Here is a 16,806-nt window from a genome sequence, read left to right as displayed (position 1 = left end):
CGGGCACGCAAAAGGCGCAGGAGGCGCCCCCCCCCCACGCGGGGGTTCGGGACGCATCCTGCGCCTTCAGGTAGAAGAGCTACTCGGCGGTCTTCTTCGCCGCGGTCTTACGAGTGGTCGTCTTCTTCGCGGTAGTAGACTTTGCGGTAGTAGACTTTGCGGTCGTCTTCTTAGCAGTAGTCTTCTTCGCCGTGGTGGTCTTCTTCGCGGCGGTCTTACGCTTGACCGGGCCCTTCGCACGCTTGTCAGCCAGTAGCTGCACCGCACGCTCGTGGGTCAGTGACTCGACCGACTCCGCACGCGGAACCGTAATGTTCGTAATACCGTCGGTGATGTACGGGCCAAAGCGGCCGTCCTTCACCACGATCTTCTTCTCGCTGACCGGGTCCACACCCAGCTCAGCCAGCGGAGGCTTAGCCGCCGCACGACCGCGCTGCTTTGGCTGGGAGTAAATCTCCAGCGCCTGCTCCAGCGTAATCGTGAAGATTTCGTCTTCGCTGCCAATCGAGCGGGAGTCCGTGCCCTTCTTCAGGTACGGGCCAAAGCGGCCGTTCTGCACGGTGATTTCCACGCCCTCAGCGTCGGTACCGAGCACGCGCGGCAGGCTCATCAGCTGCAGTGCCTGCTCAAGGGTCACGGTCGCCAGGTCCATAGACTTGAACAGGGAGGCGGTGCGCGGCTTGGCAGGCTTGGGCTTCTTCTTCGGCTTGGGCTTGCCGTTCTTGTAGTATTCGGTCGGCTGCGCGTCCAGGTACGCCTGAATCTGCTCCTCGGTCATCTCTTCGATGACTTCGGTGACGTAGGGTCCGTAGCGGCCGTCGCGTGCCACAATCTGGTTGCCGGAGACCGGATCCACGCCGAGCACTCGGCCGTCGGACTTGCCCTGTTCGAGCAGTTCGCGTGCCTTCGCTTCGGTCAGTTCGTCCGGTGCCAGGTCGGCGGGTACGTTCGCGCGGATCGGTTCGGTCAGTTCGCCGGTCTCAGTGTCGAGGGTGCCTTCGGCTTCCAGATAGGGGCCGAACTTGCCCACGCGCAGCACAATGCCGTCCGCGATTGGGATGGAGTTGATGCTGCGGGCGTCTATCTCACCGAGGTTGTCGACGATGGGCTTCAGGCCGCGCTTGGAGCCGCCGCCGAAGTAGAACTCGCCCAGCCATTCGACGCGGGATTCTTCGCCGCGTGCGATGCGGTCGAGGTCTTCTTCCATCTGCGCGGTGAACTCGTAGTTCACGTAGGGGCCGAAGCTGGATTCGAGCAGGCGCACCACGGAGAACGCGATCCAGGACGGGATCAGCGAACCAGAACGAACGTTCACGTATCCGCGGTCCATGATGGTCGAAATAACCGCCGCGTAGGTGGACGGGCGGCCAATGCCCAGCTCGTCCAGGGTCTTCACGAGGGACGCCTCGGTGTAGCGCGGGGGCGGCAGGGTCTCGTGGCCGGCGGGTTCAATCGCCTCGGCGGTCAGTGCCTCGCCGGTGGTCAGGTTCGGCAGGCGCTTCTCAGCGTCCTTCGCCTCACGCTCAGCCAAGCGGGATGCGTCAACGCCCTCCTCGTAGGCGGCGAGGAAGCCGCGGAAGGTGATGACGGTACCGGATGCAGCGAACTCGGCGTCCTGGCCGTTAGATGCCACGGCGCCCAGGCGCACGGAGGCGGTGGAACCGGTCGCGTCAGCCATCTGGGAGGCGACGGTACGCTTCCAAATCAGTTCGTAGAGGCGGAACTCGTCGTTGGACAGGGAGCCGCGCACAGCGTCCGGGGTGCGGAAGGTGTCACCGGCGGGGCGGATTGCTTCGTGGGCTTCCTGTGCGTTCTTGCTCTTGGAGGTGTACACGCGCGGTGCGGAGGGCACGAACTCTGCGCCGTACAGCTCGGATGCCTGGCGGCGTGCGGCGGAGATTGCCTGCTCGCTCAGTGCCACCGAGTCGGTACGCATGTAGGTGATGTAACCGTTTTCGTAGAGGCGCTGCGCCACCTGCATGGTCACGCGGGAGGAGAAACGCAGCTTACGCGCGGCTTCCTGCTGCAGGGTGGAAGTGGTGAACGGCGCTGCCGGGCGGCGCTTGTACGGCTTGGTCTCAACGGAGCGTACGGAGAACGCGGCGGACTGCAGGGCTGCGGCGAGCGCGCGGGCGGCTTCCTCATTCAGGTGGGTGACCTTGGAGGTGTTGAGGGTGCCGTTGTCGGCGAAGTCCTTGCCGGTGGCGATGCGGTTACCGTCTACGGCGACCAGCTTGGCGTCGAAGCCTTCGGAGGCTGCGGTCAGGAAGCGTCCGGTCAGGTCCCAGTAGTTGGCGGCGACGAATGCCATGCGCTCACGTTCGCGCTCAACGACGAGGCGGGTTGCGACGGACTGCACGCGACCTGCGGAGAGGCCGCGGCCGACCTTGCGCCAGAGCACGGGGGAAATTTCGTAACCGTAGATGCGGTCGAGGATGCGGCGGGTTTCCTGCGCGTCGACCAGGTGCAGGTCGATATCGCGCAGTTCGCCGAAGGCACGCTGAATGGCTTCCCGGGTGATTTCGGGGAAGGTCATGCGGTAGACGGGTACCTTGGGCTTGAGGACTTCCTTCAGGTGCCATGCGATGGCTTCACCTTCGCGGTCACCATCGGTTGCCAGGTAGAGCGCGTCTACTTCTTTGAGCTTGCGCTTGAGTTCGGCGACCTTTTTCTTTTTGTCGGGGTTGACCACGTAGTAGGGTTCGAAGTTCTCTTCAACGTTGACAGCGAACTTGCCGACGGGGCTCTTTTTGAGGTTTTCGGGCAGTTCGGAGGGCTGCGGAAGGTCGCGGATATGGCCCATGGACGAGTCGACAAGGTAGTCCTCGCCGAGGTAGCTGCTAATGGTTTTGACCTTGGAGGGAGACTCCACAATCAGCAGGGCTTTTCCGGTCTTTGCCTGAGCGGGCACGGCACTCCTCTATCTGTGTGTTGAAAAGCTACGTATTCAACCATAACCTACGCTGGCGCTTGTGGGCGCCGGCGGGGTGTGGTTGTACGCGGGTGAGGTGATCGGTGGGGGTGTAGTTTATGTTGGGTTGATGTGGTGCGCTCGGTGCGTTTCATGCGGCGAGCGCGCGGTGACCCGGCATTGGGCGAGCTGGCACGGTTCTAGTTGATGAGGACCGGGCGTGTTGAGCTTGCACGAGTGCGCAGGGTACTCGGTACATCATACGGTACCGGAGCGGTGGTGTGTGCACGGTGGTGTGTGCGCAGGGCGGGTGCGCGGAACTCATGCAGGGTATAGCGCTGGGGCGCACCGCACCCGCTCACCTGCGTTTCTAGCTGGTGAGGGTGTCCGAGTCGGGATGGGTGCCGTCCAGATATGCGGGCAGCAGCGGGTATTCGCGGCCGTACACGGTCTGCGGCGCGATGCGCACCCACTGCATTTCGTGGGTTTCGGAGTCGGGCAGGTCGAAAGTGCGCACAATCTGCGGGGTCATTTCCGGCGGCAGCCAGTGGGCGATACCGACCACGATGACGGAGCGGATGCCGTCTTCGAGAGTTTCATCGATTTCGAAGGCAACGCGGCGGCTGACCACCACGGAGGAGAACTTGTTGCCGCGGGTGGTGCGGATGTAGATTTCCTGCTTGTCGTCTTGGCTGGCGACGGCGTAGAGCACGGGCAGCACATCGACGTGCTGTCCGTCAGTGAGGATGAGGCGGCCGAGAGTGTTTGCGTGCAGACGCTCCCAGCACTTGTCGACGCTGATACTTTCATCGGGGTACAGGTTACTCATGGTTTCAGTGTATGCGATGGGGTGGGCGCTCTTGCGCAGATGACGGTTTTGGTCAGTGGGTGGGTCGGGGCTGTGTCATTGCGCTGCTGCCTATACGCGGTGGGCGCGCCCGGGCAGATGCGGCGGGTGCGTAGAATGGTGTGCATGACTATTTCTGCCGCCTCTTTCGCTCCCGAGTACGCCGCCGTTGCGGATGCTCCTCGCAGCGATGATTACGCCCGCCTGACCCGCATCCGTGAACGCCTGTTGGCGTTGAACTACAGCTATGACGCTGTGCAGGAGCTGCTCGGTGTTGAGGCGGCTGAGGCGATGGCTCGCGACCAGGTGGTTCCGGGCTTGTGGCGTGTGGAGCATATTCTGCGCGGCGGTTACAGTGCGGGTGAGAAGAACCTGGCGCGTCTGCTGGCGTTTTTCTTGCTGGCTCGCCCGCTCACTGAGGCTGAGGCAGCCGAGGTTTTCGGCGATGCCCTGGTTGATTTCGAGGATGCCGCGCTGATTGAGCGCGATTCGGTGGATTCTACCTGCTGGTCCGCGAGCGTTGATTTGCGCCCGCACGCCGCCGATGACGGCACCGAAATCTTTGTTGCCGCCGACCTGGGTGCGCATCAGCGACCCGGCGTGCTGCGTAAGGATCACGTGCTCGGCATTGGTCACGCCTCCCTGACTCTGGCGCAGATTACCGAGCGCACCCCCGTCAAGCGTGCCCTGGATGTGGGCACCGGCTGCGGTATTCAGACCTTCCACTTGCTCGCCCACGCTGAGCACGTGACCGCTACCGACATTTCGGAGCGTGCCCTGGCGTTCACCCGTTTTAACCTGCTGCTGAACGCGCAGGCGCTCAATATTGACCCGCAGAACCCGCAGGCGCGCGTGAGCCTGCGTGAAGGTTCCCTGCTGGAGCCGGTCGCCGGTGAGCTTTTCGACCTGGTAGTGTCGAACCCGCCGTTCGTGATTACCCCGCGTGTTGCCGGTGAGAGCGCCGAGGAGCAGTTCACCTACCGCGACGGCGGCCTGCCCGGTGACGAAATTGTGAGCACGATGGTGCGTCAGCTGCCGTCGGTGCTGGTGCCCGGTGGCCGCGCGCAGATGCTGGGCAACTGGGAAATTATTCGCGATTCGGCGGACCCGGAAGCACCGTGCCCGTGGGATGAGCGCCCGCGCGCCTGGGTTGCCGACGGCGGCGCGGAGGCGTGGTTTATTCAGCGTGAGGCGCTGACCCCCGCCTCCTACGCGGAGACCTGGTTGAAGGATGCGAGCGAGAACCGCGACCGCAGCCACTACGAACAGACCTACGTGGCGTACCTGAACGACTTCGCTTCCCGGAACGTTCATTCTATTGGTTTCGGCATGATTTGGCTGCGCCGCCCGACCGAGGCAACCGCGGCAGGTGTGACCGAGCCCCTGCAGCGTTTCGAGGAAATCACCTACCCGATTCAGCAACCCATCGCCCGCGCCCTCACCGAGTCCGTGCGCCGCTACGACCGCCTCGCCGCCATGGACGATGAGGCGCTCCTTACCGCACACCTGGAGGTTGCCGAGGACGTCACCGAGGAACGCCACGGCCGCCCCGGTGCCGAGCACCCGAGCGTTATTCTGCTGCGTGCCGGATCGGGTCTGTGCCGCACCCAGCTGCTCTCCACCGAGACGGCGGGTTTCACTTCCGCGAGCGATGGTGAGCTTGCCGTGGGTCAAATCGTGGCGGCTCTTGCCATGCTGCTGTCCTGGCCCGAGTACGACGAGGCTGCCGCCGCGGCACGCGGTACGCAGCAGCAGCATCCGCGCGATACCCTGCTGCATGCGGTGCGTGAGCTGGTGCTCAAGAGCTTCCTGCACTTTAGCGACGAACACGCGGGCGCAGAATCGGCTGACGAGAGCACTGCAGACGAGCAGAGCTAGGCGTGCGCATTTGGTCCCTTCACCCCTCCCTGCTCGATCGGCGCGCCCTGGTCGCCTGCTGGCGTGAAACCCTGCTGGCGCAGAAGGTTCTACGGGGTCTGACTCGCGGGTACACGAACCACCCACAGCTGATTCGTTTTCGTGCGCATCCGCAGCCGCTGGAGGCGGTTGCCGCCTACCTGTCCGGGCTGGCGGATGAGGCGGATGCCCGCGGCTACTCCTTCAACCGCGCGCTGATTGGCGCGGGCGAAAATAGCACAAACGAAAATAGCGCAGGTAAAAACGGTACCGATAAAAACTGTGCCGACAAGGCGGAAGACCCGTACGCTTCGATCGCGCGTATTCCCGTTCCTTTAGGCCAGCTGGAGTACGAGCTCGCCTTTCTGCAGCACAAAGTGGCTGGGCGCGACCCCGAGTGGGAGCACCAGTTGAGCGAGCGCCTGGCGGCACGCGGCGAGCTGGCGGCGTGTGCGCATCCGCTTTTTGAGGTGGTTCCGGGCGCTATTGAGTCTTGGGAAAAGACGAAAGATTTCTAAGAACGTGAGCATAGTAATGCCCCGGCGGAACCCTTGCGGGTGCCTGCCGGGGCATCGCTGTATGTATGGCTCAAGCTGTATGGGAATAAACATCTCAGCGCGTCACAGAGCGCCGGAAACAGCTTGGCACGGGGTCTTTACCTCAGGGTCTTTACCCCAGGACCTTTACTTGGTGGTCAGCGCGGGCTTGATCTCCTTCACGATTGCGTCCAGCATCTTCAGGTTGAAGTCCACACCCAGCTGCAGTCGACCCGCCGCAATGAGATTGGCCATGGCGGCAAGTTCAGCCATGTAGAGCGGGTTTTCGTAGCGCATGTCTGGGTTGCAGCACTGGCTCTTCAACGTCGGGCGACGGGTCAGTCGTCCTCGTCTTCGAGGTCCTCTAGCACTTCGAACGGCGACTCGACGTCGCCGCGCCAGGCCTCCAGGCCTTCGCGCACCGCGAGCACCGCCACGACCAGCGCCGCGACCGAGTCAGCCCACCACCAGCCGAACAGGCTGTCGAGGACGAGGCCGATGAACACTGCACCGGAGAGGTAGATACACAGGATGAGCTGCTTGGCGTCGGCCATCACGCTCTTGGAGCCCAGCTCCCGCCCGGTGCGGACCTCAATCCACGCCAGCAGAGGCATGACGACCAGGCTCAGCGCGGTGATACCGAGACCCAGCGGGCTGCGGTCGGGGCCTTCCTGGCCGACCAGGGCTAGCACCGCGTCGATCGAGACGTAGGCCGCCAGCGCGAAGAACGCGATGCCGATGGCCTTGACGGTGACCGTTTCCCACCGCTCAGGGTCCTTGCGGGTGAACTGCCAGGTGACGGCCGCGGCCGAGAGTACCTCGACAACCGAGTCGAGCCCGAAGCCAATGAGCGCCGCGGACGAGGCGAGGACGCCTGCCCAGACTGCGACGATTGCCTCGATTACGTTGTACGTGATCGTGAAGCCGACGATGAAGCGGACGCGCCGGTGCAGCATCGCGCGGCGTGCGGTGGTCAGGGTCTCGCTCATGCTCCCGCCGCCGTTCCACAGCAGCCCGACACCGAGCATGCCGGGTCGATGCACGGCGCTGCCTCGTCCACCGCGAGCGTGACGTCGATCAGGGACGTCAGTGCCGCGGCGAGGTGCGGGTCGGCAATCTCGTAGCGCGTCTGGCGGCCCTCGGGCTCGGCGACGACGATTCCGCAATCGCGCAGGCAGGTCAGGTGGTTGGACACGTTCGAGCGGGTCAGCTCCAGCTCGCGCGAGAGCACGGCTGGATAGCTCGGGCCGCCGAGGAGGGTCATCAGAATCCGGGAACGTGTCGGGTCGGCCATGGCGCGGCCGAGCCGGTTCATGACGTCGAGGCGTGAAGCAATAGTCAGCATACGATGACTATACAGTGATAACTGACCAATTGTCCACTTGTGCGGGCTGCCGCACGTGCTCCGCGCCCTTGCCCTCGGGAGGCGGCAGAGTTCGCGCTCATCAGCGGCCACCGCCCATCACGGAAGCGACGGCGGCACGCTGGCGCGAAACCCTGCTAGCGCAGAAGGTTCTGCGGAGTCTTCACCTCAGGGTCTTTACTTGGTGGTCAGCGAGGGCTTGATTTCCTTGACGATGGCCTCAAGCATCTTCAGGTTGAAGTCCACACCCAGCTGGTTCGGGATAGTCAACAGCACGGTGTCCGCCGCCTGGACTGCCTCATCACGGGCGAGCTCTTCGGCAATATCCGCCGGATCACCAATGTAGCTGCGGCCAAAGCGGGAGAAGCTGTTGTCAATAATGCCGGTGTAATCCTGCGAGTCCTCCGCGGCGCGGCGACCGAAGTAGCGTGCCGAGGTTTCGTCGATAACGGGCAGCACCGAGCGGGACACCGAAACACGCGGAACACCCGAATTGCCCGCCTTCACCCACTCGGAACGGAAAAGGCGAATCTGCTGCGCCTGCTGCTGATCGAACGGAATACCCTTATCTTCCAGCATCAGGGTTGAAGACATGAGGTTCAGGCCCTTCTGCGCGGTCCACACGGCGGTGCTATCGGTGCCTGCACCCCACCAGATGCGGTCGCGCAGACCCGGCGACTGCGGCTGGACGGGGGCGTACTTGCCCGCCACGCGAGCGCTGGGCGCCATGCCCTCACCCTCGATTGCCTTGAGGAAAATGTCGAGGTGGCGGCGCGCCATATCACTCTCGTTTTCCCCTTCTACCGGGTAGTAGCCGAAGCTCTCAAAGCCGCGGATAACGGATTCGGGCGAGCCGCGGGAGACACCCAGCTGCAGTCGGTCCGCCGCGATAAGGTCAGCCATGGCGGCGAGCTCTGCCATGTAGAGCGGGTTTTCGTAGCGCATATCAATCACGCCGGTACCCAGCTCGATGCGTTCGGTCTTGGCGGCGATTGCGGAGAGCAGCGGGTAGGGGGTCGCCTGCTGCTGGTCGAAGTGGTGCACGCGGAAGAACGCACCGTCCAGCCCGATATCTTCAGCACCTACGGCAAGGTCGATTGCCTGGTGCAGAGATTCTGCAGCGGAGGGTACGCGGGAACCGGGAACCTCAGCCCAGTGGCCGAAGGAGAGGAAGCCGAGCTTCTTCTCGTCGCCACGCATGGGTTCGAGGTGGCTGATGCGGATAGACTCGTCGAGCTGCGGGGTGCTGTTGGGGTTGGTGCTCATGGTTTTTTCCTTAGCGAGTTGTGCTCGGGTTCGTGCAGTGCCGGGCTGGTGGTTTAAATCTAAACCCAAATACTTTACATGTCAAGTATTTTGTTTTGGAGTATTACGTGCAGAGCACCGCTCCCCCGCTTTCGCTGCACGCCTCACCCGCACACCTCAGCCGCCCGCACGCCCCACCCACCCGACGCACACATACCGCCACAAAATGCTGGCACAAAATATAGCCGAAAAAGGGCACAAAAAAAGCCCGGCGGCACGAACACATCGCACCACCGGGCCCTTCTATTCAACAGCTAAAACTGCAGCTATAACGGCAGAAACAAACTGCCCTAGGAACGCTTTGTCAGCGGAACCCACAGCTCCATGCGGTAATCAGCCGCCTGCATATCGCCGCGACCGTACACCTCAAGACCACCCACCGGGCGGTACTGCGGATTCTTCGCGAAGAACGCCTCCTCAAAGCTTGCAAAGCCAGCCGGAATGGACTCCGAAATCGGGCCGGTCACCTCAACCACCGCGTAGGTGCTCGCAGGCAACTCCAGCACGCCCAGACCAAGCTTCGCCGCGCTCGCCGGCTCCGACACCAGGAAGCCCGCAGTGTAGCGGACCTGCCCCTTCGGGTTCGGCTGAGTGCACACGCCCAGGTACTGGGTCACGTTCAGAACATCCAGCATCGCCGGGGACGCCTTCTGATTCAGCTCATCCCACAGCGAGGAGAAGTCGCCGTCCAGGGGGAACACCTGCGAAACGCCGGCAACGACCATTGCCGGGTGCTCCTCAATGCGAGGTTCAGAAATCTGAACCGCGCCGCCCTTAGCGGCTGCCATTAGGCGTTCACCTCAGCTGCTTCGCGGTCCACCGAGCACTCGGGCACGCAGTGGCGCTTCGCGTCATCAGCTGCGCACTCGGGGCAGAGCAGAACCAGCTCACGGCAGGAATCGTTGGAGCAGTTCTCGAACTTGTTCGAGGGGGCACCGCACTGTTCGCACTTGCCGATGGTGACGGTGTCCGGGGTGAACTCCATGTGCATGCGCTTGTCGAAGACGTAGAGCGAGCCTTCCCAGAGTTCCTTATCGCCGTACTTCTCGCCGTAACGCACGATGCCGCCGTCGATCTGGTAGATCTCCTTGAAGCCGCGGTTCTTCATCAGTGCAGAGAGAATCTCGCAGCGAATACCGCCGGTGCAGTAGGTGACAACCGGCTTGTCCTTAATGTGGTCGTACTTGCCGGACTCGATCTCGCGGATGAAGTCGTGAGTGGTGCGCACGTCGGGAACGATAGCGTTCTTGAACTTGCCGATCTTCGCCTCGAACGCGTTACGGCCGTCGAAGAAGACCACTTCGTCGCCGCGCTCTTCAACAAGCTTGTTGACTTCTTCAGGCTTCAGGTGCACGCCGCCGCCAACGACGCCGTTCTCGTCCACCTGCAGCTCGTCGGGAGCGCCGAAAGCCACAATCTCGTCGCGAGCCTTCACGGACAGGCGGGGGAAGTCCTCCGCGCCACCCTCGGACCACTTGAACTCCATGTTCTTGAAGCCGGGGTACTTGCGGGTTTCCTTGGTGTACGCCTTGACCGCGTTGATTTCGCCGCCGAGGGTGCCGTTAATACCGTGCTTGGAAATGAGGATGCGCCCGCGCAGGCCGAGCTTCTCACAGAGGGCACGCTGCCAGAGCATGACCGCCTGCGGGTCGGCGATGGGGGCGAACTGGTAATACAGAATAATCTTATTTTGAGCCACGAAACTATTTTATCGTCATATGCGTCTAAAGCATGCAAATTTTTTGATATGTGCGCGCTGACTAAGGGGTTGGCGGCGCAGAGGCGGTTCTGGGACAGGGTTAAGCTCTCAGGGTCGCGGGAGGGTTCGAGCGGGTTCGGAGCCGGACTCAGAGCCGGATTTGGAGCCGGCGTTCAGGGTAGCGCGTGACCGGCGGCAGGTCGGGTTTTAGCCCGCCGCCCTACAATGGAACCCATGCCGCACAGCATCTCCTCGCAGAACGCCAACCAGCAGCCCACGCGCCAGTCTGTACACCAGCCCGAGCAGGGGCAGTCTGCGGCGCGCCCAAAAACGCTACGCTACCGCGAGCTGCCCGCGAGCGCACAGCAGGTGCTGGCATCCCTGTTGCCGGAGGCGGAACGCACCGGAACCCTGCCCGAGCAGGTGACCCATATTCACACCATTGCCGCAAGGGAGGCGAGCTACGCGCCGTGGCCGCAGTGGTTGCATCCGCGCGTGGTGGAGGCCTTCGAATCGCTCGGTATTGCCGAGCCCTACGCCCACCAGATGCAGGCGGCAGACGCCGCCCATGCGGGTCTTGATGCGGCGCTGGCGGCGAGTGCGGCACGCTACGGCTGGCAGGCGGGGCGGATTGAGGCTGAGCGGGTTGAAGCACCGACTCCCGCGCACGCCGAAGACGTAAAGAGCACCGGCAGCGGCGGGCACGTGATTGTGGCGACGGGTACCGCCTCGGGCAAGACCCTGAGCTATCTGATGCCTACCCTGGATGCGATTTATCGTGCATCGTGCGGTGATCTGGTGAGCTCAACTTCCGCGTATTCGGGGGCAGAAAACCTCAATAATAGAGCGAACGTTCTCTACATTTCACCGGCGAAGGCACTCTCCGCCGACCAGCTCACCGCCCTCACCTCCTACAACCTGCCCGGACTCCACGCGGCAAGCTACGACGGCGACACCCCCACCGGCGAACGCCGCTGGATCCGCGAACACGCCAACTTCATCCTCACCACCCCGGACATGCTCAACTACTCAATCCTGAGCAACCACCGGCAGTGGGCATCCTTCCTGCGCGGGCTGCGCTACGTGGTGCTCGACGAAGCACACAGCTACCGCGGCGTTTTCGGTGCGCATATCGCCAACCTGCTGCGCCGCCTGCGCCGCGTCTGCGCGCTCTACCGCACCGTGCCCGTGTTCTACGGTGCCTCCGCGACCAGTTCCAACCCGGTCGAGTCTTTCTCCAAGCTCATTGGCGTGCCGCAGCAGGCGGTCACCGCCATTACCGAGTCCACCTCCGCACGCGGTGAAACCACCGTCGCGCTCTGGGAGCCCGAATTCATGCCGCCCAAGGCGCACGATCAGCTCGCCAAGGGCGCCCGCAGCACCCAGCAGCAAGCGGTTCAGTCGAAGGCTGAGCAGGAGGCGCCACGCCGCGTCTCCCCCGTGGAGCAGGGCGCGCAAATGCTCACCGACCTGGTGCTTTCCCGCACCCGCTCCCTGGTTTTCGCCGGTTCGCGCCGCAGCGTAGAAATCCTCTCGCAGAAGACCCAACGCTACCTCGACGAGGTGGAGGCGGGCCTCGCCCACCGCGTCGCCGCATACCGCGCCGGGTACACCCCCGAAGAGCGCCGCGAACTCGAACGCAAACTCCGCAATGGCGAACTGCTCGGCCTGGCGAGCACCTCCGCGCTGGAGCTGGGCATCGACATCTCCGGACTGGACGCCGTACTCGTGGCGGGCTGGCCGGGCACCCGCGCCTCCTTCATGCAGCGCGTGGGCCGCGCAGGTCGAAGCGGTCAGGACGCGCTCGCCGTGCTCATTGCCGACGACAACCCTCTCGACACTTACCTGGTGCACCACCCGGAGGCGATTTTCGGGCAGGAGGTTGAGGCGACCGTTTTCGACCCGACAAACCCGTACGTACTCTCACCGCAGCTGTGCGCCGCCGCGCAGGAGGCACCCATCCGCGCCGAAGAACTGAGCCTCTTCGGACCGCATACCGCCGCGCTGCTGGATCGGCTAGTGCAGCAGGGGTACCTGCGTCGCCGCCCGGACGGCTGGTACTGGACGCACGCCGAATCAGCCGCCGAGCTGGTCGATATCCGCGGCACCGGCGGCGGACCCTACCAGCTCATCGACGCCGAAGACGGCACCCTGGTTGGCACCATGGACGCCGCGCACGCCATGAGCCAGGGGCACCCGGGCGCAATCTACATTCACCAGAGCGCGCAGTACGTGGTCGAATCCCTCAGCGAGGGCGAGCGCGTGATTCTACTCAGCCGCGTCTACCCGGAGTACTACACGCGCGCCATTGAGAGCACCGAGGTGCGTATTCTGGCGGAGCGTGCGCGGGTTAGTTACGGTGCGCAAAACGCTGTTGGGGAAGCGGTTCCCGGCGAGTCTGCTCCCGAAACCGACGCGCAGCAGCTCGCCCCGCTCACCATGCACCGCGGGCAGGTTCAGGTCACCGACCAGGTCACCGGCTACCGGCGATTCTCCGTCTACGGCGGCGAATACCTGGGCGAAGAGGCACAACCCATGCCACCGGAAGTACTCATGACCGAGGCGGTCTGGTTCACCTTCGAGCCCAGCTACCTATTCGGCGCGGGCGTGACCGAAGAGGACGGCCCCGGCACCCTGCATGCCGCCGAGCACGCCGCCATCGGACTGCTGCCGCTCATCGCCACCAGCGACCGCTGGGACTTGGGCGGACTCTCCACGCTACTTCACGTGGACACCGGCAGGCCCACCATTTTCGTCTACGACGCCGCACCCGGCGGCGCGGGCATTAGCGAGCGCGGCTTCAACGCGGTTACGCAGTGGCTGAGCGCCACCCTCGAAGCCATCGAAAGCTGCGGATGCGACAACGGCTGCCCCTCCTGCGTACACTCGCCCAAGTGCGGCAACCGCAACGAGCCTCTCAGCAAGCACGGCGCCCGGGCGCTACTGCAGGCAATGTTGCGGAGCATGGCGGAGGCGTAGAACGCGCTGGGGTGTAGGGCGAGCTGGGATGGCAACTCCCGATCGAGGCGAATAGCCTACTAGTCGGTTAGGTTTTCCGGCTCGGGTGGGTTTTCCGGCTCAGGAGGTTCGGGTTCCGAGTCCTGCCCAGCTTCCAGCTCCTCCTCCAGCTCGGCGACCTCATCCGGGCTCAACTCCTCCGCGTTGCCCGCCGCGGCGTGCTCTTCTTCGGCGTGCTCTTCTTCGGGGTGCTCAGCCCCAGCGCGGGCACGTACCCTCGCCAGGCCCAGCATTCCCATGGGCCCTGCGACCGGGACCGAGACCGTCACCTCCACCGTTTCAGGGCGATCCGGAAACGTGCAGGATTCCAGGTGCGCACCGTGGCGTTCGGCAAGGTCCGTCGCCACCGCGCACGGGTCACCCTCGGTGAGCCCGCGGTAGGCATCCGCCGCCGCGAGTGCGCTCAAATCGGCGGCTGCGGACGCCCTGCGATTCGCGGATACCACCCCGATGAGCCCGGCGATCACCACGGTCAGCACCAGCAGCGCGGCAATAATGGTGAGGGCGAGGACGGTACCGCTACCCTCTTCGGGGCGTTGATTCTTGGAGGATGCCTTCGGGGCGGGGCACATAGCGACTCTATTCACCCTCATGCCCCGCACCGTTTTCAGCATTGTTTTTGCCGCCGCCTTCAACGCGGGCGTGGGCGTCCGCCCGTAGCACCCAGCCGGTTGCCGAGCCGATCACACCGGGGGCGGGGCGGCTCACCCGCACGTGCACCTGCCGGGCGTGCTCCTCCCCTGCATCAACTGCACCATCAGGAGAAACGGAAATCTGCACACTCTGCGCCGGATCGATGCGGCTGACTGCGGAGCGAATCTGCGCCTCGGAATCCCCGCGGGCGGCTGCTCGTGCTGCCGTCCGGGCGGACTCCTCCACCTTGAGCTGCGCAACCCCCGTGGAGGCGGCACCCAGGCAGAGGGCGAGCACCACCGTGACAGCGGGTAGGGCGACCGCAAATTCGGCGGTAATCACGCCCTCTTCTACTGGGCTCTTCTGCGGGGTCGAGAGCACCGGTTCCGCCCCGACTTTCCCTGCGGGACGAGTGCACCACAAAGCACCCAAATTCACATGAGCGTTCATTCTTTATTCCTCCTTTCTAGCCTGACTTTCCGGGATTCCTTTGCCTCTAGAGTTAAACCCTGTGGCGGGTTTCCCAAAACCTCTAGAGCAGCCCCGTGTTACCCGCAATCGACAGGGCGTTACGCACAATATCCAGGAGCATGGAACGCACCTCATCCGACTTGAGAATCAGCACCAGCAGGCCCGCAAAACCGACCGCCGCGAGCATCACAATGCCGTACTCCGCAGTGGAGGCGCCCTCCTCCGGATCCCCCGCGGGGGCGTACTCTTCGAGCGCCTTTTCGTGCTCCTCAGAGGGTACATATTCGGTGCAGCCGGGCGCGTGCTCACCCAGGCTGCGGCAGGTGGCGCCACATTCGTCCAGGGTGCACCCCTCGGCGAGAGCGCGGGCAATGGTCAGCGCCTGCTCGGGGCTCAAACGGTCCGTGTTCATATCAATCTCCATTTCGGCGGGGTCAATCCTGGGACCGGCATGCTTCTGCTCAACACCGGCAAAAAGTTCGGCATCAGTAAAAAGCTCGGGGCATTCTTCGCGCAGCTGCTTCATGGTGGTTGCAATGGCAACGGACAGCGGCACGGGGCCCAGAATGGTCTGCGCTTCTGCACCGGATGCGGCGGGCTGAATTTCGCTCGGAATGCCACCCGGAGCACCGACAGGGGCGTTGCCCGGAGCGCCGACCGAAATATCGGCAGTGTGCAGATCGTGGCGGATTGCTTCGCAGAGGGTGTTCGTCATTGGTTTTCCTTTCGTTGTGCCCTAAACATGCGGGGCGGGGTGGGTGCTCATCCGCGTTCGCTGCAGATGGGCGAGGGTCTAAACTTTTCGGCATTTCAGCTGGTCAACAGCGCTTATGCGCATGGTTCTTTAGCCCGTCAGCGTGGGTAGTAGCGAAATGATGATGGGCACAATACCCAGGCAGATAAAGGCGGGCAGCGAGCACAGCCCGAGGGGTACCACGAGCGCTACGGAGAGCTTTCCGGCGGCGCGTTCTGCCGCGCGGCGCTCGCTGAGGCGGTGCGCATCGGCAAGGGAGAGCAGCAGCGCAGTGCTGGGTGCGCCACCCGTGTAGGCGGGAGCGAGCGCATCCCGAAGCTCACCGAAGGTTCCCGCCGCGGAGCCCGACCAGGCGCTCCCCCAGCTACTGCCCATCTGTAGGCGCTGGCAGACCGTATGCAGGGGTCGGCTGTTGAGCGCCTCAGCGAGGGTACCCAAGGCGGCGAGCGGTGCAAGCCCTGCTCTCAACTGCGCGGCGAGTAGTTCCAGTACGAGGGCGGTATCAACAGTCGGTGCATTCAAGGCCTGCTCGCCTCCTGTATGCCCAGCTCGTGTGCTCTCCATCTCCGCCCGATGCACGAGCGCGGCGGTCCAGCGGCGCCCGGCGAAGGCGAGCCCCAGCCCGAACAAACCGGTAAGCGCCCCGAGGATGGAGCCGGTCAGCACGCCCACGGGGTCACTTCCCATGAGCACACCCAACCCCAGGCCGAGTAGCGGCAGCCAGGAGAGAATCCTGCCAGTGGCACGCGGCGCGGCAAGGGCGCTCTGCCGCCCCAGGAGCGCGTCGATGCGTTCTTCGGCGTGTTCTGCGGCACGTTCCAGGCTCGTGGCGAGCGGCGCCCCGGCGCTCTCGCTCATGCGCAGGCTCACCTGCAGGTCGTGCAGGCGCTCGCGGCTGTGCGGGCGCATCCGGGTACTGTTTTCGAGCAGTTGGGCGCAGGCGAGGTGCGCGGGGGCACCCCAGGAGGTGACCGTGGCGAGCGCCTGCGTGAAACGACGGATATCTTCGGCGCACCGCTTGTGCCCGTAGTCTTCGGAGAGGGGCGAGAGGCCTCGTGCACGTCGAGCTCGGGTGTTTTTCCTGGCGCTTTTCCGAGAGCTATTCTTCGTGCGCGTTTTCCCCGTACCTGGCACCAGCTCGCCCTGCCCGGACTTCCCGAACTCCCCGAGCTGCCTAGAGCCAGGGTCGGTGTGCACCGCCTCCTGCAGGGGAATGCCGGCGCGCAGGCTCAGGGCGAGGGTGCGTAGCATGAGCGGCCACATGCGCATTTCCTCGGCGCTGGCGGGCCCGGCTAGACGCTCAACCCAGCGCTCGCGAAGGCTTCCGCCGCTCTTCTCTTTCTTCTTCACGCTTCCTCCTTTCACGTTTTCCG

At 64.0% G+C, this 16,806-nt stretch carries 14 protein-coding genes and 1 pseudogene; 3 read left to right on the top strand and 12 right to left on the bottom strand.

Features of this window, described 5'->3' with window-relative positions; all coding sequences use genetic code 11:
• Positions 1–79 precede the first annotated feature (79 nt).
• Both topA and QZ822_RS05980 read right to left on the bottom strand, forming a co-directional pair.
• The gene (topA, locus tag QZ822_RS05985) at positions 80–2,911 is read right to left on the bottom strand and encodes a type I DNA topoisomerase (protein ID WP_294643291.1); all 2,832 of its coding nucleotides are present in this window, start codon (positions 2,909–2,911) and stop codon (positions 80–82) included.
• Positions 2,912–3,281: 370 nt separating this feature from the next.
• Positions 3,282–3,740: a pyridoxamine 5'-phosphate oxidase family protein gene (locus QZ822_RS05980; RefSeq protein WP_044145909.1), complete on the bottom strand. Its 459-nt coding sequence runs from the start codon at positions 3,738–3,740 to the stop codon at positions 3,282–3,284.
• A 144-nt stretch (positions 3,741–3,884) separates the two neighbouring features.
• On the opposite strand from QZ822_RS05980, the gene QZ822_RS05975 reads away from it, so the two are divergent.
• Positions 3,885–5,636 carry a methyltransferase gene (locus tag QZ822_RS05975; RefSeq protein ID WP_294643289.1) on the top strand — a complete coding sequence of 584 codons (1,752 nt, stop codon included), beginning with the start codon at positions 3,885–3,887 and terminating at the stop codon, positions 5,634–5,636.
• Between the two features lie 2 nt (positions 5,637–5,638).
• Entirely contained in the window at positions 5,639–6,172 is a 534-nt protein-coding gene (locus tag QZ822_RS05970; protein WP_294643287.1) for a pyrimidine dimer DNA glycosylase/endonuclease V, read from the top strand.
• 231 nt (positions 6,173–6,403) lie between these two features.
• Here the strand turns inward: QZ822_RS05970 and QZ822_RS08890 are convergent.
• The 6 genes and pseudogenes from QZ822_RS08890 to QZ822_RS05940 all read right to left on the bottom strand — a co-directional run.
• Positions 6,404–6,490: pseudogene (locus tag QZ822_RS08890) on the bottom strand (luciferase); the annotation flags it as partial.
• A gap of 38 nt (positions 6,491–6,528) precedes the next feature.
• The gene (locus QZ822_RS05960; RefSeq protein WP_005508275.1) at positions 6,529–7,179 is read right to left on the bottom strand and encodes a cation diffusion facilitator family transporter; all 651 of its coding nucleotides are present in this window, start codon (positions 7,177–7,179) and stop codon (positions 6,529–6,531) included.
• Positions 7,176–7,535, bottom strand: coding sequence for a helix-turn-helix transcriptional regulator (locus QZ822_RS05955; protein WP_294452951.1), 360 nt, complete (start codon positions 7,533–7,535; stop codon positions 7,176–7,178). Before QZ822_RS05955 ends, QZ822_RS05960 begins: the two co-directional genes overlap by 4 nt.
• A gap of 195 nt (positions 7,536–7,730) precedes the next feature.
• Positions 7,731–8,819 carry an LLM class flavin-dependent oxidoreductase gene (locus QZ822_RS05950; protein WP_294643283.1) on the bottom strand — a complete coding sequence of 363 codons (1,089 nt, stop codon included), beginning with the start codon at positions 8,817–8,819 and terminating at the stop codon, positions 7,731–7,733.
• A 329-nt stretch (positions 8,820–9,148) separates the two neighbouring features.
• On the bottom strand, positions 9,149–9,646 hold the full coding sequence (locus QZ822_RS05945) for a GyrI-like domain-containing protein (protein WP_294643281.1): 498 nt from the start codon (positions 9,644–9,646) through the stop codon (positions 9,149–9,151).
• Positions 9,646–10,557, bottom strand: a complete 912-nt coding sequence (locus QZ822_RS05940) for a rhodanese-related sulfurtransferase (protein ID WP_294643279.1) — start codon at positions 10,555–10,557, stop codon at positions 9,646–9,648. The genes QZ822_RS05945 and QZ822_RS05940 overlap by 1 nt, the downstream gene beginning before the upstream one ends.
• Positions 10,558–10,782: 225 nt before the next feature.
• On the opposite strand from QZ822_RS05940, the gene QZ822_RS05935 reads away from it, so the two are divergent.
• A complete protein-coding gene (locus QZ822_RS05935) occupies positions 10,783–13,536 on the top strand; it encodes a DEAD/DEAH box helicase (RefSeq protein WP_294643277.1) in 2,754 nt (917 codons plus the stop codon).
• A gap of 59 nt (positions 13,537–13,595) precedes the next feature.
• Here QZ822_RS05935 and QZ822_RS05930 read toward each other — a convergent pair whose 3' ends face one another.
• The 4 genes from QZ822_RS05930 to QZ822_RS05915 form a co-directional block, all read right to left on the bottom strand.
• Positions 13,596–14,147 carry an Rv3654c family TadE-like protein gene (locus QZ822_RS05930; RefSeq protein WP_294643275.1) on the bottom strand — a complete coding sequence of 184 codons (552 nt, stop codon included), beginning with the start codon at positions 14,145–14,147 and terminating at the stop codon, positions 13,596–13,598.
• Between the two features lie 7 nt (positions 14,148–14,154).
• Positions 14,155–14,658 carry a TadE family type IV pilus minor pilin gene (locus QZ822_RS05925; protein WP_294643273.1) on the bottom strand — a complete coding sequence of 168 codons (504 nt, stop codon included), beginning with the start codon at positions 14,656–14,658 and terminating at the stop codon, positions 14,155–14,157.
• A gap of 82 nt (positions 14,659–14,740) precedes the next feature.
• A complete protein-coding gene (locus tag QZ822_RS05920; RefSeq protein ID WP_294643272.1) occupies positions 14,741–15,394 on the bottom strand; it encodes a DUF4244 domain-containing protein in 654 nt (217 codons plus the stop codon).
• 129 nt (positions 15,395–15,523) lie between these two features.
• Complete coding sequence (locus QZ822_RS05915) at positions 15,524–16,798, bottom strand: type II secretion system F family protein (protein ID WP_294643270.1); 1,275 nt, start codon at positions 16,796–16,798, stop codon at positions 15,524–15,526.
• Positions 16,799–16,806 lie beyond the last annotated feature (8 nt).

The organism is uncultured Rothia sp. (assembly GCF_916715725.1).
In the GTDB taxonomy this organism is placed as follows: Bacteria; Actinomycetota; Actinomycetes; order Actinomycetales; family Micrococcaceae; genus Rothia.
The sequence above is the reverse complement of the archived record's forward strand: the minus strand, read 5'-3'. Positions and strand labels throughout refer to the sequence as shown.